20 protein-coding genes and 1 tRNA gene are annotated in these 23,717 nt (G+C 73.9%); 11 read left to right on the top strand and 10 right to left on the bottom strand.

The window, feature by feature from the left end; genetic code table 11:
- Nucleotides 1–31: 31 nt before the first annotated feature.
- The 5 genes from thrC to argS all read right to left on the bottom strand — a co-directional run bounded on the left by thrC (nt 32) and on the right by argS (nt 6,648).
- On the bottom strand, nt 32–1,111 hold the full coding sequence (gene thrC / locus QUG98_RS09105; RefSeq protein WP_058749850.1) for a threonine synthase: 1,080 nt from the start codon (nt 1,109–1,111) through the stop codon (nt 32–34).
- 51 nt (nt 1,112–1,162) lie between these two features.
- Nucleotides 1,163–2,482: a homoserine dehydrogenase gene (locus QUG98_RS09100; RefSeq protein WP_058729225.1), complete on the bottom strand. Its 1,320-nt coding sequence runs from the start codon at nt 2,480–2,482 to the stop codon at nt 1,163–1,165.
- Nucleotides 2,483–2,537: 55 nt separating this feature from the next.
- Nucleotides 2,538–3,938 carry a diaminopimelate decarboxylase gene (gene lysA, locus QUG98_RS09095; RefSeq protein WP_289470240.1) on the bottom strand — a complete coding sequence of 467 codons (1,401 nt, stop codon included), beginning with the start codon at nt 3,936–3,938 and terminating at the stop codon, nt 2,538–2,540.
- Between the two features lie 76 nt (nt 3,939–4,014).
- The gene (locus tag QUG98_RS09090) at nt 4,015–4,770 is read right to left on the bottom strand and encodes an LmeA family phospholipid-binding protein (protein ID WP_289470239.1); all 756 of its coding nucleotides are present in this window, start codon (nt 4,768–4,770) and stop codon (nt 4,015–4,017) included.
- A gap of 207 nt (nt 4,771–4,977) precedes the next feature.
- Complete coding sequence (argS, locus tag QUG98_RS09085; RefSeq protein ID WP_289470238.1) at nt 4,978–6,648, bottom strand: arginine--tRNA ligase; 1,671 nt, start codon at nt 6,646–6,648, stop codon at nt 4,978–4,980.
- Nucleotides 6,649–6,720: 72 nt separating this feature from the next.
- On the opposite strand from argS, the gene QUG98_RS09080 reads away from it, so the two are divergent.
- The 4 genes from QUG98_RS09080 (at nt 6,721) to QUG98_RS09065 (ending at nt 12,926) form a co-directional block, all read left to right on the top strand.
- Nucleotides 6,721–7,293: a hypothetical protein gene (locus QUG98_RS09080; protein WP_289470237.1), complete on the top strand. Its 573-nt coding sequence runs from the start codon at nt 6,721–6,723 to the stop codon at nt 7,291–7,293.
- 135 nt (nt 7,294–7,428) lie between these two features.
- Nucleotides 7,429–7,500 (top strand) — tRNA-Arg (locus QUG98_RS09075).
- Between the two features lie 120 nt (nt 7,501–7,620).
- The gene (locus QUG98_RS09070) at nt 7,621–11,604 is read left to right on the top strand and encodes a Pls/PosA family non-ribosomal peptide synthetase (protein WP_289470236.1); all 3,984 of its coding nucleotides are present in this window, start codon (nt 7,621–7,623) and stop codon (nt 11,602–11,604) included.
- Entirely contained in the window at nt 11,601–12,926 is a 1,326-nt protein-coding gene (locus QUG98_RS09065) for a M1 family metallopeptidase (RefSeq protein WP_289470235.1), read from the top strand. Before QUG98_RS09070 ends, QUG98_RS09065 begins: the two co-directional genes overlap by 4 nt.
- Here QUG98_RS09065 and QUG98_RS09060 read toward each other — a convergent pair.
- Nucleotides 12,923–13,228 (bottom strand): helix-turn-helix domain-containing protein, encoded by a 306-nt coding sequence (locus QUG98_RS09060; RefSeq protein ID WP_289470233.1) that lies wholly within the window; start codon nt 13,226–13,228, stop codon nt 12,923–12,925. The genes QUG98_RS09065 and QUG98_RS09060 overlap by 4 nt on opposite strands.
- Nucleotides 13,229–13,275: 47 nt before the next feature.
- Between QUG98_RS09060 and map the strand changes: the two genes are divergently transcribed.
- Nucleotides 13,276–14,046: a type I methionyl aminopeptidase gene (map, locus tag QUG98_RS09055; RefSeq protein WP_289470232.1), complete on the top strand. Its 771-nt coding sequence runs from the start codon at nt 13,276–13,278 to the stop codon at nt 14,044–14,046.
- On the opposite strand, the gene QUG98_RS09050 is transcribed toward map, so the two are convergent.
- A complete protein-coding gene (locus QUG98_RS09050) occupies nt 14,027–14,644 on the bottom strand; it encodes a 4'-phosphopantetheinyl transferase superfamily protein (protein WP_289470231.1) in 618 nt (205 codons plus the stop codon). The genes map and QUG98_RS09050 overlap by 20 nt on opposite strands.
- Before the next feature lie 43 nt (nt 14,645–14,687).
- Complete coding sequence (locus tag QUG98_RS09045) at nt 14,688–14,891, bottom strand: hypothetical protein (RefSeq protein WP_058729997.1); 204 nt, start codon at nt 14,889–14,891, stop codon at nt 14,688–14,690.
- 289 nt (nt 14,892–15,180) lie between these two features.
- Here QUG98_RS09045 and QUG98_RS09040 point away from each other — a divergent pair, with 289 nt between their 5' ends.
- From QUG98_RS09040 to QUG98_RS09020, 5 genes are all read left to right on the top strand, one after another.
- A complete protein-coding gene (locus QUG98_RS09040) occupies nt 15,181–17,121 on the top strand; it encodes a TPM domain-containing protein (protein ID WP_289470230.1) in 1,941 nt (646 codons plus the stop codon).
- A 125-nt stretch (nt 17,122–17,246) separates the two neighbouring features.
- On the top strand, nt 17,247–17,972 hold the full coding sequence (locus QUG98_RS09035) for a PspA/IM30 family protein (protein ID WP_289470229.1): 726 nt from the start codon (nt 17,247–17,249) through the stop codon (nt 17,970–17,972).
- Between the two features lie 45 nt (nt 17,973–18,017).
- Nucleotides 18,018–18,839 (top strand): arginase family protein, encoded by an 822-nt coding sequence (locus QUG98_RS09030; protein WP_289470228.1) that lies wholly within the window; start codon nt 18,018–18,020, stop codon nt 18,837–18,839.
- Nucleotides 18,840–18,950: 111 nt separating this feature from the next.
- Nucleotides 18,951–20,354: a dihydrolipoyl dehydrogenase family protein gene (locus QUG98_RS09025; RefSeq protein WP_289470227.1), complete on the top strand. Its 1,404-nt coding sequence runs from the start codon at nt 18,951–18,953 to the stop codon at nt 20,352–20,354.
- Between the two features lie 2 nt (nt 20,355–20,356).
- A complete protein-coding gene (locus tag QUG98_RS09020; protein WP_289470226.1) occupies nt 20,357–20,713 on the top strand; it encodes a Fe-S oxidoreductase in 357 nt (118 codons plus the stop codon).
- Between the two features lie 244 nt (nt 20,714–20,957).
- Here the strand turns inward: QUG98_RS09020 and QUG98_RS09015 are convergent, their stop codons facing one another.
- Both QUG98_RS09015 and QUG98_RS09010 read right to left on the bottom strand, forming a co-directional pair.
- Nucleotides 20,958–21,758 (bottom strand): ABC transporter ATP-binding protein, encoded by an 801-nt coding sequence (locus QUG98_RS09015; protein WP_289470225.1) that lies wholly within the window; start codon nt 21,756–21,758, stop codon nt 20,958–20,960.
- 20 nt (nt 21,759–21,778) lie between these two features.
- Entirely contained in the window at nt 21,779–22,708 is a 930-nt protein-coding gene (locus QUG98_RS09010; protein ID WP_289470223.1) for a siderophore-interacting protein, read from the bottom strand.
- A gap of 59 nt (nt 22,709–22,767) precedes the next feature.
- On the opposite strand from QUG98_RS09010, the gene QUG98_RS09005 reads away from it, so the two are divergent.
- Entirely contained in the window at nt 22,768–23,712 is a 945-nt protein-coding gene (locus QUG98_RS09005; RefSeq protein WP_289470222.1) for an alpha/beta fold hydrolase, read from the top strand.
- Nucleotides 23,713–23,717 lie beyond the last annotated feature (5 nt).

Raw genomic sequence — 23,717 nt, 5'->3', positions numbered from 1 at the left:
CCCTCCCCCGGTCCGGACGAGCGGTCGACGCTCACGCGGAGCCGACCAGTCCGAGCACCTCGGCGACCGACTTCGTGTCGACCGGCACGCTCGTCGGCGCGACCTCGCCGCCGTCCTCGGTGCGGAGCGCCCACTGCGGGTCCTTGAGGCCGTGGCCCGTCACGGTGATGACGACCTTCGCGCCCTGCGGCACGACACCGGCGTCCGCACGCTCGAGCAGACCGGCGACACCGATCGCCGACGCGGGCTCGACGAACACGCCGACCTCGGCGGACAGGATGCGGTGCGCGGCGAGGATGCCCTCGTCGGTGATGGCCCCGAAGTACCCGTCGGTCTCGTCGCGCGCCTCGAGCGCGTACTGCCACGAGGCCGGGTTGCCGATGCGGATGGCGGACGCGATGGTGTCCGGGTGACGCACGACCTCGCCCGAGACGATCGGCGCGGACCCGGCGGCCTGGAAGCCGAACATGCGCGGCATCCTCGTCGAGCGGCCCGCAGCGACGTCCTCGCGGTACCCGCGGGAGTACGCGGTGTAGTTGCCCGCGTTGCCGACCGGCAGGAAGTGGAAGTCCGGGGCGTCGCCGAGCACGTCCACGACCTCGAACGCGGCGGTCTTCTGCCCCTCGATGCGGTCGTTGTTCACCGAGTTGACCAGGTGCACCGGGTAGTTCGCGGCGAGGTCGCGCGCGATGTCCAGGCAGTCGTCGAAGTTGCCCTGGACCTGCAGCAGCTGGGCGTCGTGCGCGACGGCCTGGCTGAGCTTGCCCATCGCGATCTTGCCCTCGGGCACGAGCACCGCGGCGGTGATCCCCGCGTGCGTGGCGTACGCGGCGGCCGACGCACTGGTGTTGCCGGTCGAGGCGCAGATGACGGCCTTCGCGCCGTGCTCGACGGCCTTCGAGATCGCCATCGTCATGCCGCGGTCCTTGAACGACCCGGTGGGGTTCATGCCCTCGAACTTCACGTAGACCTCGGCGCCGGTGCGCTCGGACAGGCGTCGGGCCGGGATGAGCGGTGTGCCGCCCTCGCCGAGGGTCACGACGGGCGTCGCCTCGGTGACGTCGAGACGGTCGGCGTACTCGCGCAGGACTCCCTGCCACTGGTGGGCCATCAGGCTCTCCTTGTTCGGTGTTGGTGCAGTCGAGGGCGGAGGGTGCGGGGGCTAGGCCCCGACCACCCGCAGGACGCTGGTGATCTCGACGACGACGTCCTCGTTCCGGAGCGCGACGACCGTGGCGGCCAGGTCCGACTCGCGGGCGAGGTGCGTGCCGATGACGAGGGTCGCGGTGCCCGCGGTGCCGTCGCCCGGATCGGTCGCGGCGGACTGCTCGACGGTCTCGACGCTGACGCCGTGCGCCGCGAGCACACCGGCGACGGTCGACAGCACGCCGGGGGCGTCGGCCACGTGCAGCGTGATCTGGTAGCGGGTGCGGACGGTCCCGATCGGGAAGACGGGCAGCGCCGACTGGGTCGACTCCGCGATGCCCGGACCGCCGATGACGTGCCGACGGGCGGCCGACACCAGGTCGCCGAGCACGGCCGAAGCGGTCTCGACGCCACCGGCACCGGCGCCGTAGAACATGAGGTCGCCGGCGGCCTCGGCCTCGACGAACACGGCGTTCTTCGCCCCGTGCACGCTCGCGAGCGGGTGCGACTCCGGCACGAGCGCCGGGTAGACCCGCGCGCTGACGCCCTCGACGCCGTCCTCGTCGGTGAGCCGCTCGGCGGTCGCCAGGATCTTGACGACGTAGCCGGCCTTGCGTGCGGCCCGGACCTGCTCGATGGTCACCGAGGTGATGCCCTCGCGGTGGACGGCGGCGAGCGGCACCGACGTGTGGAACGCGAGCGAGGCCAGGATCGCGGCCTTCTGCGCGGCGTCGTAGCCCTCGACGTCGGCGGTCGGATCGGCCTCGGCGTACCCGAGCTCGGTCGCGGTCGCCAGGGCGGCCTCGAAGGTCGAGCCCTCCCGGTCCATCAGGTCGAGGATGAAGTTCGTGGTGCCGTTGACGATGCCCATGATCCGCTCGATGCGGTCGCCCGCGAGCGAGTCGTGCAGCGGTCGGATGATCGGGATCGCGCCGGCGACGGCGGCCTCGTAGTAGAGCTGTGCACCGACCTGCTCGGCCGCGGCGAAGAGCTCGGGGCCGTGCGTGGCGAGGAGCGCCTTGTTGCCGGTGACGACGTCGGCGCCGGACTGCAGTGCCTCGAGCACCAGGGTGCGCGCCGGCTCGATGCCGCCGATCAGCTCGACGACGATGTCCGCGCCGAGGATGAGGGACTGCGCGTCCGTCGTGAAGAGCTCCTTCGGCAGGTCCACGTCACGCGGCGCGTCGAGGTCCCGGACCGCGATGCCGACGAGTTCGAGCCCGGCACCGGCGCGCGAGGCCAGCTCGTCGCCGTGCTCGAGGAGCAGGCGCGCCACCTGGGAACCGACGGAGCCGGCTCCGAGCAGCGCGACGCGGACGTTGCGGTATTCGATCATGTGGTGCGCATTCCTGTGGGGCGGGCGGCAGCCCGGTCGGTCGGGGTCAGCGGCATCAGCCGGCGACGACCCCCGTGTCGCGGGCGAGCAGGTCGTCGATCGACTCGCCACGGACGAGGATACGGGCTGTGCCGTCCGCGACCGCGACGACCGGCGGGCGGCCGACGTGGTTGTAGTTGCTCGCCAGGGACCAGCAGTAGGCACCGGTGGCCGCCACCGCGAGCAGGTCGCCACGGTGCACGTCGCCGGGCAGGTACTCGTCGTTCACCACGATGTCGCCGGACTCGCAGTGCTTCCCGACCACGCGCGTCAGCACCGCCGGGGCGTCCGAGGCGCGGGCGAGCCGCGCCGTGTAGTCCGCGCCGTACAGTGCCGGCCGGGCGTTGTCGCTCATGCCACCGTCGACGGACACGTACGTGCGTGTGGCCGAGGAGCCGTCGTCCGTCTCGAGCGTCACCGGCTTGATCGTGCCGACGCGGTAGAGGGTCACGCCGGCCGGACCGACGATGTACCGACCGGGCTCGACGGCGATCTCCGGCACCGGGATGCCCCGCTCCGTGCAGGCCTCGGCGACGATGGTCGCGAGGGCCTCGGCGACGTCCTCGGGCGCGAACGCCTCGTCCGCCTCGGTGTAGTCGATGCCCCAGCCGCCGCCGAGGTTGAGCTCCGGGACCGGACCGGACGCGACGAGCTCGGCGTGCACGTCCATCAGGCGCCGTGCCGCCTCGCGGAAGCCGGACTCGTCGAAGATCTGGGAGCCGATGTGCGAGTGCAGCCCGACGAACGCGAGCGAGGGCTCGGCCCGGACCGCGGCCGCGGCGTCGACGGCCTCGGACAGGGGGATGCCGAACTTCTGGTCCTCGCGCGCGGTGGCGAGGTACTCGTGCGTCGAGGCGTGCACCCCGCTGTTGATCCGGATGCGCACACGCTGCACCGTGCCCGCGTCGGCGGCTGCGCGTGCGACGCGACCGATCTCCTCGTGGCTGTCGAGCACGACCGTGCCGAGGCCGACCTCGACCGCGCGGGCGATCTCGGCGTCCGACTTGTCGTTGCCGTGGAAGCCGAGGAGCGCGGGGTCCGCTCCCCCGGCCAGCGCGACCGCGAGCTCGCCCGCGGTGCAGACGTCGAGCCGGAGTCCGGCCGCGGTCATCCACGCGGCGACCTGGGTCGTGAGGAACGCCTTCGCGGCGTAGTAGACGTGCGCACGCGTGCCGATCCGGGCGAAGGCGTCGGTGAACGCCGTGCGGACCCGGGCGGCCCGTGCCTGCACGTCGTGCTCGTCGACCACGTACAGCGGTGAGCCGAACCGCGCGACCAGGTCCGGTGCCGTGATGCCCCCGATCGCGAGCTCGCCGTCGTCCGTCCGCGTCGCGGAGGCCGGCCAGATCCGCGCGGTGAGCGCGGAGGCGTCGGCGGGGAACCGCAGCCGCGGCGGGGCAAGGGGGTTGGCGCTCACGGGACCCGATCCTACCGAGCCGGGGCGGGCCTCCCGGCCGGTGTTACGCCCGTCGCCCGCGGTGGCGACGCACGGGTCAACCGCAGGAGCCGACCGTGCGCAGGCCCTGCTCGGTGAGCGGCAGCGAGTCCGCGGTGACCCGGACGGTGGCCTGCTCGGCGGTGACGTCCACGGACCGGACCCGGAGCTGCTCCGGCAGGAACCGTGCCGTGCAGACCTGGACGGGCACACCCGTGACGCCCGGGATGCGGTCGACGCGCAGCCCGAGCGCGGAGTTCGTGATGCGGACGCTCTGCGGGGTGATCGTGACGCCGCGACCGTCCTGCTGCGCGACCACGTCACCGGTGGCGGCGTAGCTGATGTCGTAGCCGAGCACCGCGGTCGACCCGGAGAGCTCGACACCGCCGTCGGCGAGCCGGAGGCGCTCGAACAGCGGGCTGTACTTCGCCAGGTCCTGCACGCTCGACGCGGCGAGGGTCACGTGGCCGTCGACGTCGTGGACGTCACCCTTCCCGTCGACCGGGACGTCGCGGGCCGTGACGTCGGCCGCGAGGGGCACCCCGTCGACCGTGAGCCGCTCCGAGGTGATGTCGACCCGGTCGAGCGTGCCGGCGAGCAGCTGCGGGATGACGATGCCGTCGGCGTGCGCGGTGACCTCGCCGGTCGCGCCCTCCGGGAGGGACTGCTCGACCTGGTCCGCGATGATCCGGTCGACGATGCCGCGCAGCACGAACTCCGCGACGACGACGAGCGCGGCGAGCACGAGCACCACGACGACGAGGACGACGGGCCAGCGACGGCGCTTCCGGGAGGGCGCGGTGGCGGAGGACATCGTCCCACCCTGCCAGGTGCTCCCCGTAGCCGGCCTGGAGGCGCGGTGTGCGCCCGCCCGGCGCGGCGCGGCGGCGGCGGCGCGGCGCGGTGTCGAACCACGGAAACGACATCGAACCAGGCGGACCGCCTGGTTCGATGTCGGAACCCTGGTTCGGAGCGCAGCCCGCAGCCGCGTGCCGCGGGCGCGCTGCGCGCGGCACAGCCGCTACATGCGCTCGGGCGCGCTCACCCCGAGGAGACCCAGGCCGTTGCGGACGACCTGCCCGGTGGCGTCGTTCAGCCAGAGTCGGGTGCGGTGCAGGTCCGTCACGGCCTCGTCCCCGAGCGGCGTCACGCGGCAGGCGTCGTACCAGCGGTGGTACAGCCCGGCGAGCTGCTCGATGTACCGCGCGATGCGGTGCGGCTCGCGGAGCTCGGCGGCCTGACGCACGACCCGCGGGTACTCGGCGAGGGCCCCGAGGAGCGCGCCCTCCGTCTCGTGCGTGAGCAGGGACGCGTCGAACGCCGAGCGGTCCACGCCCGAGGCAGCGGCGTTCCGCGCGACCGACTGCGTGCGCGCGTGGGCGTACTGCACGTAGAAGACGGGGTTGTCGTTCGTCCGCTTCGTGAGCAGGTCGAGGTCGATGTCGATCGACGTGTCGCTGGCGAACCGCACCAGTGCGTACCGACCGGCGTCGACACCCACGGCGTCGACGAGGTCCTCCATCGACACGATCGTGCCGTTGCGCTTCGACATCCGGAACGGCTGGCCGTCCTTGAGCAGGTTCACCATCTGCCCGATGAGGATCTCGAGGTTCTTGCCCGGCTCGTCGCCGAACGCCGCGCACATCGCCATCATCCGACCGACGTAGCCGTGGTGGTCCGCGCCGAGCATGATCAGGTTCCGCTCGAACCCGCGCTCGCGCTTGTCGAGGTAGTACGCCAGGTCACCGGCGATGTAGGCGGGCTGGCCGTCGGACTTGATCACGACACGGTCGCGGTCGTCGCCGAAGTCGGTCGTGCGCAGCCAGAGCGCCCCCTCGGCCTCGTACATCTTGCCGAGGGACTGCAGCCGCTCGATGGCCCGCTCGACGGCCTTCGACTCGTGCAGCGAGTTCTCGTGGAAGTAGACGTCGAAGTCGACGCCGAAGTCGTGCAGCGACGACTTGATGTCGGCGAACATGAACTCGACGCCCTCGCGGCGGAAGAGCTCCTGCGCCTCGTCGCGCGGCAGGTCCCGCACATCGGAGCCGGCCGGCAGCGTGGCGATCACGCGCGCCGCGATCTCACCGATGTAGGCGCCGCCGTAGCCGTCCTCCGGGGTGGGCTCCCCCAGCGCCGAGGCGACGAGCGACCGGGCGAACCGGTCGATCTGCGCGCCGTGGTCGTTGAAGTAGTACTCGCGGGTGACGAGTCCGCCCTGCGCCTCGAACACGCGGGCGAGCGAGTCACCGACGGCGGCCCAGCGGACACCGCCCATGTGGATCGGGCCGGTCGGGTTCGCCGACACGAACTCGAGGTCGATCGACACGCCCTCGTACAGGTCGCCGTGCCCGAACGCGACACCCTGGTCGACGATGGTGCGGGCGATCTCACCGGCTGCGGCGGCCTCGAGCGTGATGTTGATGAAGCCCGGGCCGGCGACGTCGACCGAGGCGACACCGTCGAGCTCGGTCAGCTCCCCGGCGATCTCGGTCGCGAGCTCGCGCGGGTTCGTCCCGAGGCGCTTCGCGAGCTGCATGGCCGCGTTCGAGGCCCAGTCGCCGTGCGCACGGTTCTTCGGCCGCTCGAGGGCCACGTGGGACTCCCCGATCGTCACGGCGTCGGACGCGCCTCGTCGCTCGACGATCCCGGTCAGGATCGACAGGTACGCGGCGGAGAGTTCGGCAGGAGTCACGAGGGTCGAGTCTACCGGGACGCCCAGGTGCCTCGCGGGCCGGTGCCGGACGGCGTGCAGCATCATGGCTGGATGACCTCCCGCAGCCGTGCCCGGGCGATCACCGTCGCCCTGCTCTCCGTGTCCGCCACCGTCCTGCTGGCCGGGTGCACGGGCGGGTCCGGCGACGCGAGCCCGAGCGCGAGCCCCACCCCGATCGGCACCGCCGTCCGGCAGACGTGCGCCGAGCTGCTACCCGAGAGCGCCCTCGCCGTCTACGGGAAGACCTTCGAGCAGGACACGTCGTGGACGCCGGCGAAGGGCACGCCCGCCGCGACGATCGAACGCCAGCGTGGTCGGGTCTGCCACCTCGTCGCGACCGACGACCCGTCGACCACCATCACGCTCGCCGTGGCGCACCTGCCTGAGAAGTCGCTCACGACCCTGAAGGACGCCCTCTACGAGCGCGGCGGCTCCGTGCCGACCTACCGCGTCGAGGGGTACTACGCGCTGGCCGACGGCGTCGGCCGCGCCGACGCCTTCCCGGACCCGTACTGGGTCACCACCGAGTCGACGCTCTACACCGAGCCGGGCGGGGCGCAGCCCGTCGTCGATGCGGTGCGCGCGGTGCTGCAGCCGTCCGCCTCGGCCAGCCCGGCGGGCTGACGCCACCACCCACCGGACGGGAGGCGCAGTGCGGGCCGGTGCCGCGCCTCCCGTCCGACGGTGGTCGCGACACGGACGCGACACGCGCTGTCGGGACGGGGTCGCCGGACCTGCTACGGTTGGTGTCACCCACGAGCCCCCATAGCTCAGGGGATAGAGCACTGCCCTCCGGAGGCAGGGGCGGAGGTTCGAATCCTCCTGGGGGCACAGGCAGCCCCGGTGATCACCACCGGGGCTCTTGCATTGCGCGGGCGCGGACTGGGGCACGTGGTGCGGGTCACGTGGGGTTTGCGGGGGCGACACCCGGCGTCAGTATGATCCGCGCCGATGAGCACCGGCACCACGGACACCCAGGCACCCCTCGCCCGCGGCCAGTACGCACCCGACCCCCGCACCCTGGTCGACGTCCTCGAGGCGACCGCACGTGCCACGCCCGACGCCCTCGCACTGGAGGACCCCGCCGGCACCCTCGACTACGCGACGCTCCTCCGGCTGGTCCGTGAGCAGGCCGACGACCTCGCCACGCGCGGGGTGCGTCGCGGCGACCGCGTCGGCGTGCGGATCCCGTCGGGCGGCCGCGACCTCTACCTGTCGATCCTGGCCGTGCTCGCCGCCGGCGCCGCCTACGTCCCCGTCGACGCGGACGACCCCGAGGAGCGTGCCGCGCTGGTCTTCGGGGAGGCCGGCGTCGTCGGCGTGCTCGGTTCGGGCGGGGTCCTCCGGACGAGCGGCGCGGCGGACGCCGTCCCCGCCCCCGTCGTCGACCCCGGTGCAGGGGCCACGGTCCCGACCACCGACGACGACGCGTGGGTGATCTTCACCTCTGGCTCGACGGGCGTGCCGAAGGGCGTCGCGGTGACGCACCGGTCCGCCGCGGCCTTCGTCGACGCCGAGGCGCGGATGTTCCTGCAGGACGCACCGATCGGTCCGGGCGACCGGGTGCTCGCCGGCCTCAGCGTCGCGTTCGACGCCTCGTGCGAGGAGATGTGGCTGGCGTGGGCGCACGGCGCGTGCCTCGTGCCGGCGCCGCGGTCGCTCGTCCGCACCGGGGTCGACCTCGGCCCGTGGCTCATCGCGCACACCATCACGGTCGTGTCGACGGTCCCGACGCTCGCCGCGCTGTGGCCCGACGACGCGCTTGAGCAGGTGCGACTGGTGATCTTCGGCGGCGAGGCCTGCCCGCCCGAACTCGCGGCCCGCATCACCTCGCGCGACCGCGAGCTGTGGAACACCTACGGCCCCACCGAGGCCACCGTCGTCGCCTGCGGGTCGCTGATGGACGGCAGCCAACCGGTGCGGATCGGCCTGCCGCTCGACGGGTGGGACCTCGCGGTCGTCGACGAGCAGGGGCGACGCGTCGCACCCGGCGGTGTCGGGGAGCTCGTGATCGGCGGGGTCGGACTGGGCCGCTACCTCGACCCGGCGAAGGACGCCGAGAAGTACGCCCCGTTCCCCGAGCTCGGGTGGGAGCGGGCCTACCGGAGCGGCGACCTCGTCCGCTACGAGCCCGAGGGCCTCGTCTTCCAGGGCCGCGCAGACGACCAGGTGAAGCTCGGCGGCCGCCGCATCGAGCTCGGGGAGGTCGACGCGGCGCTGCAGGGCCTCGACGGCGTCGCCGGCGGTGCGGCGGTCGTGCAGCGGACACCGGCCGGCAACCAGGTGCTCGTCGGCTACGTCGCCCCCGTCGCGGGCGCCGAGATCGACACCGCCGCGGCGAACGCCCGGCTGCGCGAGGAACTGCCCGCCGCGCTCGTGCCGCTCCTGGCCGTCGTCGACGCCCTGCCCACCCGCACCTCGGGCAAGGTCGACCGCGCGGCGCTCCCCTGGCCGTTGCCCGGCGCGACCGACGCCGCACTGCTGCCCGACACCGTCGCGTGGATCGCGGAGCGGTGGTCGGCGATCCTCGGCGTGCCGGTGACGAGCGTGGACGACGACTTCTTCGCGCACGGCGGTGGGTCCCTCACCGCCGCGCAGCTCGTGTCGGCGATCCGGGAGCGTTTCCCCACCACGACAGTGTCGGACGTGTACGACCACCCTCGGATAGGTGCGCTCGCCGAGGCCCTCGACGACGCCGGTCCCGCCGCGGCCGCCCGGCGCCCGGTCCGACCGGTCCCGCCGACGACCGGCCTGCTGCTCACGCTGCTCGGCCTGCCGGTGCAGGTGCTGCGGGGCCTGCGCGTCCTGACCTGGACGGCGCTCGTCGCAGCGGTCCTGCACGCCACCACGCTGCCGATGCTGCCCGTCCTGCCGTGGTGGGCCCTCGTCGTCGCCCTGCTCCTCTTCGTCACCCCGGTCGGCAAGATGGCGCTCACGGTGGTGCTCGCACGCCTCCTGCTGGTCGGCGTCCATCCCGGCAACCATCCGCGGGGTGGGTCGGTGCACGTCCGTGTCTGGCTCGCCGAACGCGTCGCCGAGGCCGTCGACGGCCCGTCCACGGCGGGTGCCCCGTGGATCAGCTACTACGCCCGCGCACTCGGTGCCCGCATCGGCCGCGACGTCGACCTGCACACGCTGCCGCCGGTCACCGGCATGCTGGCCGTCGGCAAGCGTGCGTCGATCGAACCGGAGGTCGACCTCGCGGGGCACTGGGTCGACGGCGACGTGTTCCGCCTCGGCCTCGTGCAGGTGGACGCCGACGCGGTGGTGCACAGCCGCTCGACGCTGCTGCCCGGGGCCCACGTCGGCGAGGGCGCCGAGGTCGAGGCCGGCTCCGCCGTCACCGGCCGGGTCCCCGACGGGGAACGGTGGGCGGGCTCCCCCGCGGAGCGCGTCGGCTCGGCACGTCACGGCCGGGAGGCACGTCCCCCGGCCCGACGTCGCTGGCTCGTCGCGTACGGGGTCGGATCGGTCGTCGTCGCCGGTCTGCCCGTCGTCGGCGTCGCCGCCGGGCTCGCCGTCGCGGTCACGCTCGTCGGGCCCGCCGGCACCCTGGGGGCGGCCGTGCCCCGCGCGCTGGCGGCGGTCCCCCTCGCCACGCTCGTCGCGGGACTCGTGTACGCCGTGCTCGTGGTCGCGGCCGTACGGCTCCTCGCGCTCGGGTTGCACGAGGGACGACACCCCGTGCGGTCACGTCGCGGCTGGCAGGCCTGGTGCACCGAGCGGGTCCTCGACGCCGCCCGGACGCTGCTCTTCCCCCTCTACGCGTCGCTGGTCACCCCGCTCTGGCTGCGGCTCCTGGGCGCACGCGTCGGGCGGGACACCGAGATCTCGACGGTGCTGCTCATCCCGTCGCTCACGCAGATCGCGTCCGGGGCGTTCCTGGCGGACGACACGATGGTCGCCACGTACGAGCTCGGCGGCGGGTACGTCCGTATCGGCCGCTCGAAGGTGGGCCGCCGGGCGTTCCTCGGCAACTCCGGCATGACGGGCGCCGGCCGTTCGGTCCCCCGCGAGGCGCTCGTCGCCGTGCTCTCGGCCGTGCCGAGGAAGGCCAAGCGCGGGTCGTCGTGGCTCGGGTCGCCGCCGGTACGGCTGCGCCGTGCGGCGACGGAGTTCGACGAGGCACGGACGTTCCGCCCGCCCCGACGGCTCAAGGTGGCGCGCGGGTGCTGGGAGCTGCTGCGCCTGCTCGCCCCGATGGTGTCCGCGGCGATCGCGCTCGGCGTCGCCGGGACCCTGCTCGCGCTCTGGTCGGCCGTCGGCATCGGCTGGACGGTGCTGCTCGCCGGCCCGGTGCTCATCGTGGCGGGAGCGGTCGCAGCCGTCGTCTCCACGGTGGCGAAGTGGGTGTTCGTCGGCCGGATCGACGCCAGGGAGCACCCGCTGTGGTCGTCCTTCGTCTGGCGCAACGAGGTGCAGGACACCTTCGTCGAGACGGTCGCGCGGCCGTGGTTCGCCGAGCAGGCCCCCGGCACGCCCGCACTCGCCGCGTGGCTCCGGAGCCTCGGCGCGCGCATCGGTCGCGGCACCTGGATCGAGACGTACTGGCTGCCGGAGGCCGACCTCGTGGCGATCGGCGACGGTGCAGCGGTCGCCCGTGGCACGGTCGTGCAGACGCACCTGTTCCACGACCGGGTCATGCAGCTCGACGAGGTGCGCCTCGACGACGGCGCGACCCTCGGGCCGCACAGCGTCGCGCTGCCCGCCTCCGGGATCGGGACGAGCGCGACCGTCGGACCGGCGTCGCTCGTGATGCGCGGCGAGCAGGTGCCGGGCGGCACGTGGTGGGCGGGGAACCCGATCGCCCCGTGGGCGTCCGCGCCCACGGTCCCGTCCGCACCCGACACCTCGACCGCACCGGACGGGCCGGACGGGGAACGCACCGACACCGCCCCTGGGTCCGCGGCCGTGGCAGACTCGACGACACCGTGAAGCCGAACCCCGACGCCGACCCCTACACCCCGCACAGCGGCGACCGGCGGTGGAGCGCGCTGCACTACGACCTGCGGCTCGGCTACCGGGTCGCCACGAACCGCCTCGACGCCACCGCCACTGTCACCGGCCGCGCGCTCGTGCCGCTCGACCGCATCGTGCTCGACCTGCACGGGCTGCGCGTGGACCGCGTCGACGTCGACGGCACGCGCGCGGCGAAGGTCGCCACCGGGACGCACAAGGTCACCGTGACGCCGGTGGTCCCGATCGCCGCCGGGGACACGTTCGCGGTGCACCTCCGGTACCGCGGCGCGCCCCGTCCGCTCCGCAGTCCGTGGGGGCAGATCGGCTGGGAGGAACTGACCGACGGCGTGATCGTCGCCGCCCAGCCCACCGGAGCGCCCTCGTGGTTCCCCTGCAACGACCGGCCGGACGACAAGGCCACGTACCGCTTCGAGGTCACCGCCGAGAGCGGCTACGACGTCGTGGCGAACGGTGACCTGCTCGGCAGCGAGCGAGCACGCGCCGGGACGACCTGGACCTACGCCGTCACCGAGCCGATGGCGACCTACCTGGCCACCGTGCAGATCGGGCGGTACCGCACCACGGCGCTGCGCGGGACACCGGCCGTCACCGTGCACCACCCGGCCGACCTGACCACGGCGGTCCGGACCGACTTCGGGCGGGTCCCGGACATGATCGCGCTGTACAGCGACGTGTTCGGGCCGTACCCGTTCTCGTCCTACGGCATCGTCGTGACGGACGACGAGCTCGAGATCCCGCTCGAGGCCCACGGTCTCGCGGTCTTCGGCAGGAACCACGTCGACGGGGAGCACGGCACCGACCGGCTCATCGCGCATGAGCTCGCGCACCAGTGGTGGGGCAACTCGGTGACCGCCGGGCGGTGGCGGGACATCTGGCTGCACGAGGGCTTCGCCTGCTACGCCGAGTGGCTGTGGTCGGAGCACCGCGGTGGCGACACCGCCGACGTGCTGGCCGAACGGCACCGGCAGGCGCTGCTGGCGGGGCCGCAGGACCTGGTCGTCGCCGACCCGGGCGCGCGCGACATGTTCGACGACCGGGTCTACAAGCGCGGGGCCCTCGCCCTGCACGCACTGCGCCGGACGTACGGGGACACGACGTTCACCGCGGCACTCCGGAGCACCGGCGCCGCGCACCGGCACGGCACGATCGCGCCGACGGACGTGTACGCCGCCTTCGCGCACGCCGCGGGCACGACGGAGTTCGCCGTGCGCCGGGTCACGGGCCCGTGGATCGACGAGCCGGACGTCCCCGGACCCGCGACGGCCGCCGGGGCCTAGGAGCGCACGGCCCCGACGCGGGCACCCGGCGCGTCCCGACCCCACGGACCCTCCGACGTCGACGGGTGCACCTCGGCCCAGAGCGTGTCGAGGGACAGCCCGACGACACCGGCGACCGCGGCGATGCTCGCGAAGGACGGCGTCGCGATCCGGCCGGTCTCGATCTTCCGGAGGGTCTCCGGCGAGATGCCCGCGGCCAGGGCGACGTCGAGGATGGAGCGGTCGCCACGCGCCATCCGGAGCAGCGCGCCGAGTCGGCGACCGCGTTCGAGCTCGTCGGGGCTGAGCGGGAGTCGGACCATGCTCCCGATACTAGTACCGGGCTACAAGTACCGGTACGATCATCTGTGTGATCGAGATCCTCTACGCCGCCGAGGTCGACCGGGCCCGCCGCACCGGCGCCCTCGTCGGCACGATCCTGCAGACCCTCCGCGAGCGGACGACGGTCGGCGCGAACCCGCTCGAGGTCGACCGGTGGGCCCGGACGATGATCGAGGACGCCGGCGCCGTCTCGTGCTACGTCGACTACGCCCCCTCGTTCGGGCGCGGACCCTTCGGCCACCACGTCTGCACCGCGGTGAACGACGCGGTCCTGCACGGGCTGCCGCACGACCGTGCGATCGCCGACGGCGACCTGCTCACCCTCGACCTGGCGGTGACGCTCGACGGGATCGCCGCGGACGCCGCGATCAGCTTCGTCGTCGGTGACGCCGACCCCGCGGACACGGCCCTGATCGACGCCACGGAACGCGCGCTCGCCGCCGGGATCGCCGCGGCGGGCCCGGGCGTGCGCCTGGGCGACGTGTCGCACGCCATCGGCACCGTGCTGACCGGAGCGGGGTTCCCGGTGAACACCGAGTTCGGCGGCCACGGCATCGGCTCGACGATGCACCAGGACCCGCACGTGGCGAACACCGGCCAGCCGGGGCGGGGCTACACCCTGCGCCCCGGTCTCCTCCTCGCGCTCGAGCCCTGGGTCATGGCGGACACCGACGAACTCGTCACCGATCCGGACGGCTGGACGCTGCGGAGCGCGACCGGTGCGCGGACCGCCCACACCGAGCACACCGTCGCGATCACCGAGGACGGCGTCGAGGTCCTCACCCGACCGGGCCGCTGACGCCGAGCCCGGCCCGGTCCTCGACGACCACCGGCAGGCCACCGGCCGCCACGGCGAGCACGGTGTCCGGTGCGGGCCAACGGATCGTCACGGGCTGGACGCGTCCGGCGAGACGTGCGGAGCCCCGGACGAGGTCGACCTCGACGGCGACGGGATCGACGCGCAGTCCCCGACCGTCCCGCTTCAGCACCGCCTCCTTGACGGCCCAGGCGGTGGTGCGGTCGCGGTCGTCGGGCAGCCGCGCGAGCTCGACCGGCGCGAAGGCGTCGAGCGGGGCGGCCGCGACCCGGTCGACCCGTTCGAGGTCGATGCCGACCGTCCCGGCGCGGGTGGTGCCGGTGGCGACGGCGATCGCGGTGGCGCCCGGCCGTCCGGGCTCCCGGGCCGGCGTCCTCGCGAGGCTCACCGGCACCGCGCGGCCCGCGACGGTGGCCCAGGGGCGTCCGTGCTCCGTCGAACCGCAGTGCGGGCAGGCGCGCCCCGCGCCCACGGCGCCCGCGTCGACGTGGTGGGCCGACGCGACGGCGTCGAGCAGGGCCTCCCGGTCGGCACCGGAACGCACGATCGTGACCCGGACGACGTGTGACGGACGGACCACGCGGTGAGCCTAGCGCGCCGTCCGGCGTCGCGCCGGGCTCCTGTCAGGCGTGCGTGAGCGCGATGAGCGCGACGTTCATGGTGCTGTAGGCACCCTCGGACCGGGTGGCCTGTCGGACCCGACCGCGGAGGACCTCGTAGCGGCCGTCCTGCTCACGGACGAAACCGATGACACCGCTCGCGGGTGTCGAGACGCGGTGGTAGCCGTCCTCCAGTGGGACGACCTCGGTGCTCGTCGTACGCTCCATCGCTTTCCCCTTCCGTTCGTCGTCGAACGATGACCATCACCATACCCCGAACCGGGGTACAAGTCCTCCACATGACCGACGTCACCGGGGGTCGTCCGAGCATCCACCCGCTGTGTGCGTGGTCTGGATAGCATCGGGGCGTCGGCACCCGTGCGGGGGCCGTCGGGGGCGGCACGGAGGTCCCCGGACGACGGATGGAGGACGGATGCGAGCGGTCCACGACGGAGCGGACACGGGCGACCGAGCGGCAGGACGGCGCCACCCTCGCCCCCGCGGAGGCGCGGCGTCCGTGGCGACCCGATCTGTCGGACGCATCGCCGCACTGCTCCTCGCCGCCGGGCTCGTGCTCGCACCCGCTGCCGCCGCCCACGCCACCGATCCGGTGGACCTCGGCGGCGCCTACGTCGTGGACGAGGCAGGCGCCCTGAGCAGCGGGCAGCGGACGCAGGTCGAACGGGCGATCCAGGACCTGTACGACGAGACGCAGACGCAGCTCTACGTCGTCTACGTCCCGACCTTCACGAACCCGAGCGACCACGCGGCCTGGGGTGACGCCCTGCGGGAGCGCAACCAGATCGACTCCGACGCCATCGTGCTCTCCGTGGCGGTCGACGACCGGATCGCCGACATCCAGCAGACCAACGAGACCGCACTGTCGCGCTCCGACGTCGAGTCCGCGTACCAGCAGGACGCGGTGCCGCAGCTGCGGGACGGCGACTGGGCCGGCGCCGCCGTCGCGCTGGCGAACGGCCTCGTCGCGTCGCAGGCGCCGCCGGACCTCACGTGGTTGTGGGTGCTGCTGCTCGTCGTCGTGCTCGGAGCGGTCGTCGCCGTCCTGGTGATCCGCACCCGCAACAAGCGTCGGACCGCCGAGGCCGAGCGGGCACGACAGGAGTCGCTCGCCGGGCTCGAGCGCAAGGCCGGGGGTGCGCTCGTCACCATCGACGACGAGCTCCGGACCGCCGAGCAGGAGGTCGGGTTCGCCACGGCGCAGTTCGGCGAGGACGCTGCGAAGCCCTTCGCCGAGGCCGTCGCGACCGCGAAGCGGAACGTGCGCCAGGCCTTCTCCTTCCAGCAGCAGCTCGACGACGAGGTACCGGACTCCCCGCAGCAACGCGCGCAGTGGGCGAACCAGATCATCGCGATCTGCGAACAGGCGCACGCGTCCATCGACGAGCAGACCGAGGCGTTCGACCGGCTGCGCGCGCTCGAGGACGGCGTCGAGGACGCCGCGGCCGGCCTCGCCTCCGCGGTCGCCGCGGCCCCGGTGGAGCTCGACGCCGCGCGCCGGGCACTCGAACGGGTCCGCGGGTCCTACGGCGGCCGGACGCTCGCGACGGTCTCCGACAACGTGGAACAGGCCGAACAGGTGCTCGGGTACGCGACGGAACGCTCGCAGGCGGCGACCGCGGCCATCGCGTCGGGCGACAAGGGCGAGGCCGTGATCGCCGTTCGCGACGCGCAGCACGCCCTCGCGCAGGTCCAGCAGCTGACCGCCAGCGCCACGGGCGCCGAGCGGGCGTTCGCCGAGGCGGCTGCGCGGGCCGAGGCGATGCGCGCAGACATCGAGGGTGACGTCGCTGCGGCACGCGCGATGCGGTCGGGCGACCCGACCCTCGCCGCCGCGGTCACCCGCGCGGACACCGTCCTCCGACAGGGTTCCGACCCGCGCGACCCGATCGCCGCGGTGGACGCGTTGACGAAGGCGAACACCGAGATCGACGCCGCGCTGGCCGCCGCGCGCGGGGCACAGGAGCAGCAGCAGCGTGCGCAACGAGCCCTCGACGACGCCCTGCGTGACGCCCGGGCCCGCATCAGCCAGGCCCGCGACTTCATCTCCCTCCGCCGCGGTGCCGTCGGGACCACGGCCCGCACGCGCCTGTCCGAGGCCGAGCGTGCCCTCGACGACGCGGTCGACCTCGCGACGAGTGACCCCGCTCGCGCGCTGGGTGCGGCGCGCGCTGCGGAACAGTACGCCGCTGCGGCCATGGACGCCGCGAACGACGACATGGGCGGGTGGCCCGGGCAGGGAGGCGGCGGCAACGGCGCACAGCTCGGCGGCCTCGTGACCGGGATCGTGCTCGGCGGCCTGCTGGGCGGACGGGGCGGCAGCTTCGGCGGCGGCTCGTTCGGCGGCGGCGGCTTCGGTGGCGGCGGCTTCGGTGGCGGCTTCGGGGGCGGAGGCGGCGGAGGCGGCGGTGGCGGCTTCTCCGGCGGCGGCCGCTTCTGACCCCGGCCACGACCAGCACGACGCACGCACGTCGCACGCACCGCACGCACGACCCGCACGACCGCACGACCCGCAGGACGCTCGACCAGCAGCACCACCACAGTCCTTCCAGGAAAGGGAAAGCAATGGCAAAGCAGACGATCTTCGGCCGGATCTCCTCGCTCATCCGGGCGAACGTGAACCAGCTCATCGACGACGCCGAGGACCCGCAGAAGATGCTGGACCAGCTCGTCCGTGACTACACGAACAACATCGCGGACGCCAAGACGGCGATCGCGCAGACCATCGGCAACCTCCGCCTGCTGGAGCAGGACAACGAGGAGGACGAGCGCGCCGCCGCGGAGTGGGGCCAGAAGGCCGCGAACGCCTCGGCCGCCGCCGACAAGTACCGCGCCGAGGGCAAGAACGCCGACGCGGACAAGTTCGACAACCTGGCGAAGATCGCGCTCGGCAAGCAGATCGCGGCCGAGCAGGAGGTCAAGGACAACGCGGCGCCGCTCGCGACGCAGAACGAGCAGGTCGAGAAGCTCAAGTCCGGCCTGGCCGGCATGGAGCAGAAGCTCGAGCAGCTCAAGGCCAAGCGCGACTCGCTGGTCGCACGCCAGAAGACCGCCGAGGCGCAGTCGAAGGTCAACGACGCCATCGGCAACATCGACATCACCGACCCGACCAGCGACCTCGCGCGCTTCGAGGAGAAGGTCCGCCGCGAGGAGGCGAAGGTCCTCGGCCAGCAGGAACTGCAGTCGTCGAGCCTCGACGCGCAGTTCGAGAGCCTCGAGGACGTCGGTCGCGACGCCGAGGTCGAGGCCCGGCTCGCCGCGCTGAAGAACGGCGGCTCGTCGAGCATCTGACGCACACCTGCGGACGGCGCCGGACCGTGCTGCCAGACTGAGACGATGCAGTTCCTCGTCGTCGGTCAGTGGCAGGGTTCGGCGTCGTCGCGCGCGATGCGCCTCGGCGACGGAGCCCAGGCCATCGCGGCCGACCTGCCCCGAGCCGCCACCACCGTCGTCGACGTCCCGGCCGGTGCCGGCGACCGCCTGGAGACCGCGGTCGCCCGCTACACGTCCGTGCGCGCCGTCGCCGAACGCGTCGCCGAGGAGACCGGCGTGGCGAGCGAACCCGTGCTCGTGGTGGGCGGGGACGGGTCGAGCGTGCTCGGCGCCACCGTGCTCGTGCGTCCGGGCACCGCGTTCGTGCGCATCGCCGGCTCGACCGGCTACCGGTCGCTGAACCGGGCGCAACCCGTCGCGGCCGAGACCGCCGTGCTGCGCCTGCTCGTGGACCGACCGGACGACCTGTTCCCCGACCTCCCGGTCCTGGACCCGGCCGCGGTCGTCCTGGCCGGCGTCCGCGGTGCCGAGGACGCCGAGGTCGCCGCCCTCGACCGGGTCGGCATCACCCACCTCGACGTGGACGCAGCGACGCCCGACGCGGTCGACGCCGCTGTCGGGTCGACCGGCGCCGACCGCGTCTTCGTCCACGTCGACCTCGACGTGCTCGACCCCGCCGAGGTCGACGGCCTGCTCGAACCGGTGCCCTTCGGACTGGACGCCTCCGGACTCGTCGAGCGCATCCAGGCCGCGACCCGCGGACGGCGGCTCGTCGGGGCCGCGCTGACGGGTTTCGCGCCGGTGGACCCGGACCGTGCGGTCGACGACCTGGGCGTGATCCTCCGCGCGGTCGGCGCCCTGACCACGGCGTCGCGCACGGCCTGACGGGCAGCGCCGGACCCGTCGGCCGGGTGACGCTCCTCGCACTGAGGACCGGCACGCCGACACCGTGCGCTCTCGGCCCGCGCCCCGATGCCTCCGCGTAGGTTCGGGGACATGACGGACTACGACCTCATCGTGATCGGCGCCGGCGCTGTCGGCGAGAACGTGGCGGACTACGCCCACAAGCGCGGCCTGTCGGTCGCCGTGGTGGAAGCCGAACTGGTCGGCGGTGAGTGCTCCTACTGGGCGTGCATGCCGTCGAAGGCGCTCCTCCGCAGCGGGCACGCGGTCGCGGCCGCGAAGCGCGTGGACGGCGCCGCCCAGGCCGTGACCGGAGCAGTCGACGCCGCGAAGGTCCTCGCCCGACGCAACTCGTTCACCTCCGACTACCAGGACGACAGCCAGGTCGCCTGGCTCGAGTCCGCGGACATCGCCCTCATCCGCGGCCACGCCCGCATCACCGGTGAGAAGACCGTCGAGGTCGGCGGCGAGACGCACACCGCACGCGCCGCTGTCGCCGTCGTGACCGGTTCGCTGCACCAGCTGCCCGACGTCCCGGGCCTCGCCGACGCGCAGCCCTGGGGCACCCGCGAGGGCACCAGCGCCCAGCAGGTCCCCGAGAGCCTGCTCGTCATCGGCGGCGGTGTCGCCGGCTCGGAGCTCGCGACCGCGTGGGCGTCCCTCGGGTCGAAGGTCACCCTGGTCGCCCGCCACGGGCTGCTCGGCGGGATGGAGCCCTTCGCCGGCGAGCTCGTCGCCGACGCGATGCGCGAGCTCGGCATCGACGTGCGCACCGGCGTGAACCCGACGCGGGTCGACCGCGACGAGCACGGCCTGGTCACCACGACGCTCGACGACGGCACCACCGTCGTCACCAGCGAGGTCCTCGCCGCGACGGGCCGGAAGGCGCACACCGCCGACCTCGGTCTCGAGTCCGTCGGGCTCACTCCGGGCGACTGGCTGCAGGTCGACGACACGATGCTCGTGCAGGGGACCGACTGGCTCTACGCCGTCGGCGACGTCAATCACCGCGCCCTCCTCACCCACCAGGGCAAGTACCAGGCACGTGCGGCCGGCGAGGCGATCGCGGCGCGCGCACAGGGCCGACCGGTGCACGCCGAACCGTGGGGCGCCCACGTCGCGACGGCCGACCACGCGGCCGTCCCGCAGGTCACCTTCACCGACCCCGAGGTCGCGAGCGTCGGGCTGACCGAGGCGGCCGCGCGCGAACAGGGCATCGACGTCCGCGCGGTCGAGTACGACCTCGGCGCGGTCGCCGGGTCCGCGCTGCAGGCCGACGGCTACACCGGCCGGGCCAAGATGGTCGTCGACGAGTCCCGCGGCGTCGTCATCGGCGTGACCTTCGTCGGACAGGACGTCGCCGAGATGCTGCACGCCGCGACGATCGCGGTCGTCGGCGAGGTCCCGGTCGACCGGCTCTGGCACGCCGTCCCCGCCTACCCGACGATGAACGAGGTCTGGCTGCGCCTGCTCGAGACCCACGGCCGGCCGGAGTAGGGGTGCGCAACCCGCTCGTCGACTCCCCCGTCTCGCGCGCGGGCTGGCTGTTCGCCACCGCCGTCGGGCTGGCCGTCGGTCTGCCGTTCTCCACCGGTCGGGTCCGGGTCGAGGACGGACTGGTCGTGTGCACCGGCCTGCCGCGCTGGGCGTTCCGGCGCGGCGGCACGTGCGTCGGGTCGGTGTACCTGACGCGGGACAACGACGGGCCCCGCGTGCTGCGGCACGAGCGGGTGCACGTCGCCCAGTGGCGCCGCTACGGCATGCTCATGCCGCTGCTCTACGCGCTCGCGGGGCGCGACGCCGCGCGCAACCGCTTCGAGGTGGAGGCCGGACTCGAGGACGGCGGCTACCGCTGATCCGGTGATCCCCCCGGACGGGAGCCGCGGTGCGGGCCGGCACCGCGCCTCCCGTCCGTCAGCCGGTTGCCTCGTCCCCCGAGCGGGCCGGAACCGTCACGCTCACCGTCCCGCGCCGACGCAACACGCCCGCGCGCCGGACGCGAGCGGCGTGTCCCGCTCGCTCACGGAGGGCCTGGCTGTCGCGTCGACCAGCCGGACGGTCGTCAGCGACGGGCCGGTCCGCCGGAGCGCGACCAGCCGGTCAGGCGGCGCGCCGCCGCGGCACGACGAGCGGCGTGCCCGTCTCGGGGTCCGGGACGACCACGCAGGGCAGCCCGAAGACGTCCTCGACGAGCGCCGAGGTCAGCACCGCGGCCGGGGTGCCCTGCGCCACGATCGCCCCGTCGCGCATCGCCACGAGGTGCGTCGCGTACCGGGCGGCCTGGTTGAGGTCGTGGAGCACCGCCACCACCGTGCGCCCCGACGCGTGCAGGGCCGACGCGAGTTCGAGCACGTCGTACTGGTGCGCGATGTCGAGGAACGTCGTGGGCTCGTCGAGGAGCACGATGTCGGTCTCCTGCGCCAGGACCATCGCGATCCACACCCGCTGCCGCTGTCCGCCGGAGAGCTCTCCGACGCTGCGGTCCGCGAGCGAGACGGTGTCGGTCTGCTCGAGCGCGGCCTGCACGGCGATCCGGTCGGACCCGGACGACGGGTGCAGCAGGTCCTGGTGCGGGAAGCGCCCGCGGGACACGAGGTCGCGGACGGTGATGCCCTCCGGCGCGATCGGGGTCTGGGGCAGCATCCCGACCCGCCGGGCGACGGCCTTCGGGCGGAGCGAGTCGATCGGCGCACCGTCGAGGTACACCGTCCCGGCGCTCGGCTTCAGGGTCCGGGCGAAGGACTTCAGCAGCGTCGACTTGCCGCACGCGTTCGGTCCGACGATGACGGTCAGCTCACCGTCGGGCACGTCGACGTCGAGCGACGAGACCACGACCCGGTCGTCGTAGGCCAGCGTCAGGCCGCGCGCACCCAGGGCGGTCGCCGGGACCGCGCCGACCACCGGGGCGGGTGCTGCCCCGCTCAGTGCTCGGCCTTGCCGTGCCGCCAGTAGCCCATGAAGGCGACCTGCCGACGGTCGAGCCCGACGCCACGCACGAGGTGGCGGCGGAGCTCCTTGACGCACCCGGCCTCACCGGCGATCCAGGCGTAGACGGGGCGCTCCTCGGCGACCTCGGGGACGTCCCAGAGCACCTGCTCGTCGACGTCCACGTCCGTCAGCTCGACGGTGCCCCGCGCGGTGCCGTCGCCGCGCGCCGGACCGGCAGCGACCTCGGACGCCCACGCGTGCACCTGGTCGGACATTCGGACCCCGTGGGAGGCGCCGTTGCGGGCGATCCAGCGCACCTCGACCCCGGCGGGGGCGGTGACCGGCAGCCGGTCGGCGTCGGTCGGGACCTCGATGAAGACGTGTCCGACGGTCGCGACGTCGAGCGCCTCGAGGATGGCGCAGATCGCGGGAGCGGCGGTCTCGTCGCCGGCGAGCAGGATCCGGGTCGCGCTCCCCGGAGCGAACTCCGCGGCACCGCTCGGCAGCTCGGCCGGCGAGGACGGCACGGCGGGCCCGACGATGCGGAGCTCGTCGCCCACGCGGCAGGACGACACCCAGCGCGACGCCGGGCCGGCGTCCCCGTGCGCCACGAAGTCGATGTCGAGCTCACGCGCGTCGGGGCGGAACGACCGCACGGTGTAGGTGCGCAGCGGGTTGCGCTCGGCGTCGGGCAGCGCGCGCCAGGCGCCGTACCAGTCGTCGCCGTCGGGCAGGTCGGTGAACCCGTGCCCGGGGATCGGCAGGACGACCTTGATGCGCTGGTCGAGCCCGACCGCGGAGAAGTCCGCGAGCGCGTCACCGGTGAGCGTCACCCGGACGAACGACGGGGTGAGCGCCGACACGGCCGCGACGCGGACGGAGAAGACTCGGTACCGGGCTGCCACGAGGTACGAGTATGGCATGCCTTACCTAAGCCTTCCAGGGGAACTGGGGTACCGATCCAGGTGCGAGGATCGGACCCGTGCACGAACCCGACGACGAATTCTCGGACCTCGCCGCCCTCGCTGCGGCGAGCGGCGTGACGGAGCCGCTGCGCGCCTCCCGGCAGGTGGTCCGCACCGGCGACGGACGCGAGACCGCGGCGATCCGCTGGGACACGGCGGACGGCCGGGAGGCGCGGATCACCTACCTGCACGGGCTCGGCATCGACGCGCACAGCTTCGACCAGACGGCGATCGCGGTCGGGGAACCGGCGGTCGCCCTCGACCTGCCCGGGCACGGCCGGTCGTCCTGGCGCGACGACGCCGACTACGGCGCGAGCACGACGGCCCCGCAGGTCCTGGCCGCGCTCGACGCCCTCGGGGTGCCCCCGGGCGTGGTCGTCGGACACTCGCTCGGGGCCATCCTCGCGGCCCGGCTCGCCGCGACGGCCCCGGAGCGCGTCACCGGCCTGGTGCTCGTCGACATGTCCCCGGACTTCGCGCAGCGCGCGGTCGACCGCATCGCCCGGGCGCTCGAGGACGAGACGCCGTTCGCGTCCCTCGACGAGGTCGTCGACCGTGCCGTCGAGGCCCGCGTCGGTGACGACCGGGCGGTGCTCCTCCGCGAGGCCCGGCACACCACCCGCCTCGGCGAGGACGGCCGGCTCGTCCGCCGGCACCACTTCCCGCACCTGCCCTCGGGTCGGACGGCGTCGGTCGGCCGGTTCGCCGACGCGTGGCCCGACCTCGAGGCACTGCATGTACCGCTCCTGCTCGTCCGGGGCGACCGCGGCTACGTCTCGCCGAGGCTGCACGCAGGCTTCACGGAGCGCCTGCCGGACGCCGAGGTCGTCACGGTGACCGCGCGGCACGCCGTGCAGAACCAGGCACCCCTCGAACTGGCGTCGGTGATCCGGGCATGGGGTGAGCGTCACGCGTTGTTGCACCCGGTCCAACAACCGTCACACGGCGCTGATCGCCGGTAACCTCG

The sequence above is a fragment of the Curtobacterium subtropicum genome (assembly GCF_030362975.1).
Classification (GTDB): domain Bacteria; phylum Actinomycetota; class Actinomycetes; order Actinomycetales; family Microbacteriaceae; genus Curtobacterium; species Curtobacterium subtropicum.
This window is presented reverse-complemented; position numbering and strand designations above follow the sequence as displayed.

Excerpts from the sequence above, each read along its gene's own strand:
- thrC (WP_058749850.1), bottom strand. The coding sequence starts at position 1,111 with ATGGCCCACCAGTGGCAGGGAGTCCTGCGCGAGTACGCCGACCGTCTC.
- QUG98_RS09100 (WP_058729225.1), bottom strand. The coding sequence starts at position 2,482 with ATGATCGAATACCGCAACGTCCGCGTCGCGCTGCTCGGAGCCGGCTCC.
- QUG98_RS09090 (WP_289470239.1), bottom strand. The coding sequence starts at position 4,770 with ATGTCCTCCGCCACCGCGCCCTCCCGGAAGCGCCGTCGCTGGCCCGTC.
- QUG98_RS09080 (WP_289470237.1), top strand. The coding sequence starts at position 6,721 with ATGACCTCCCGCAGCCGTGCCCGGGCGATCACCGTCGCCCTGCTCTCC.
- QUG98_RS09070 (WP_289470236.1), top strand. The coding sequence starts at position 7,621 with ATGAGCACCGGCACCACGGACACCCAGGCACCCCTCGCCCGCGGCCAG.
- QUG98_RS09060 (WP_289470233.1), bottom strand. The coding sequence starts at position 13,228 with ATGGTCCGACTCCCGCTCAGCCCCGACGAGCTCGAACGCGGTCGCCGA.
- QUG98_RS09045 (WP_058729997.1), bottom strand. The coding sequence starts at position 14,891 with ATGGAGCGTACGACGAGCACCGAGGTCGTCCCACTGGAGGACGGCTAC.
- QUG98_RS09035 (WP_289470229.1), top strand. The coding sequence starts at position 17,247 with ATGGCAAAGCAGACGATCTTCGGCCGGATCTCCTCGCTCATCCGGGCG.
- QUG98_RS09030 (WP_289470228.1), top strand. The coding sequence starts at position 18,018 with ATGCAGTTCCTCGTCGTCGGTCAGTGGCAGGGTTCGGCGTCGTCGCGC.
- QUG98_RS09025 (WP_289470227.1), top strand. The coding sequence starts at position 18,951 with ATGACGGACTACGACCTCATCGTGATCGGCGCCGGCGCTGTCGGCGAG.
- QUG98_RS09010 (WP_289470223.1), bottom strand. The coding sequence starts at position 22,708 with ATGCCATACTCGTACCTCGTGGCAGCCCGGTACCGAGTCTTCTCCGTC.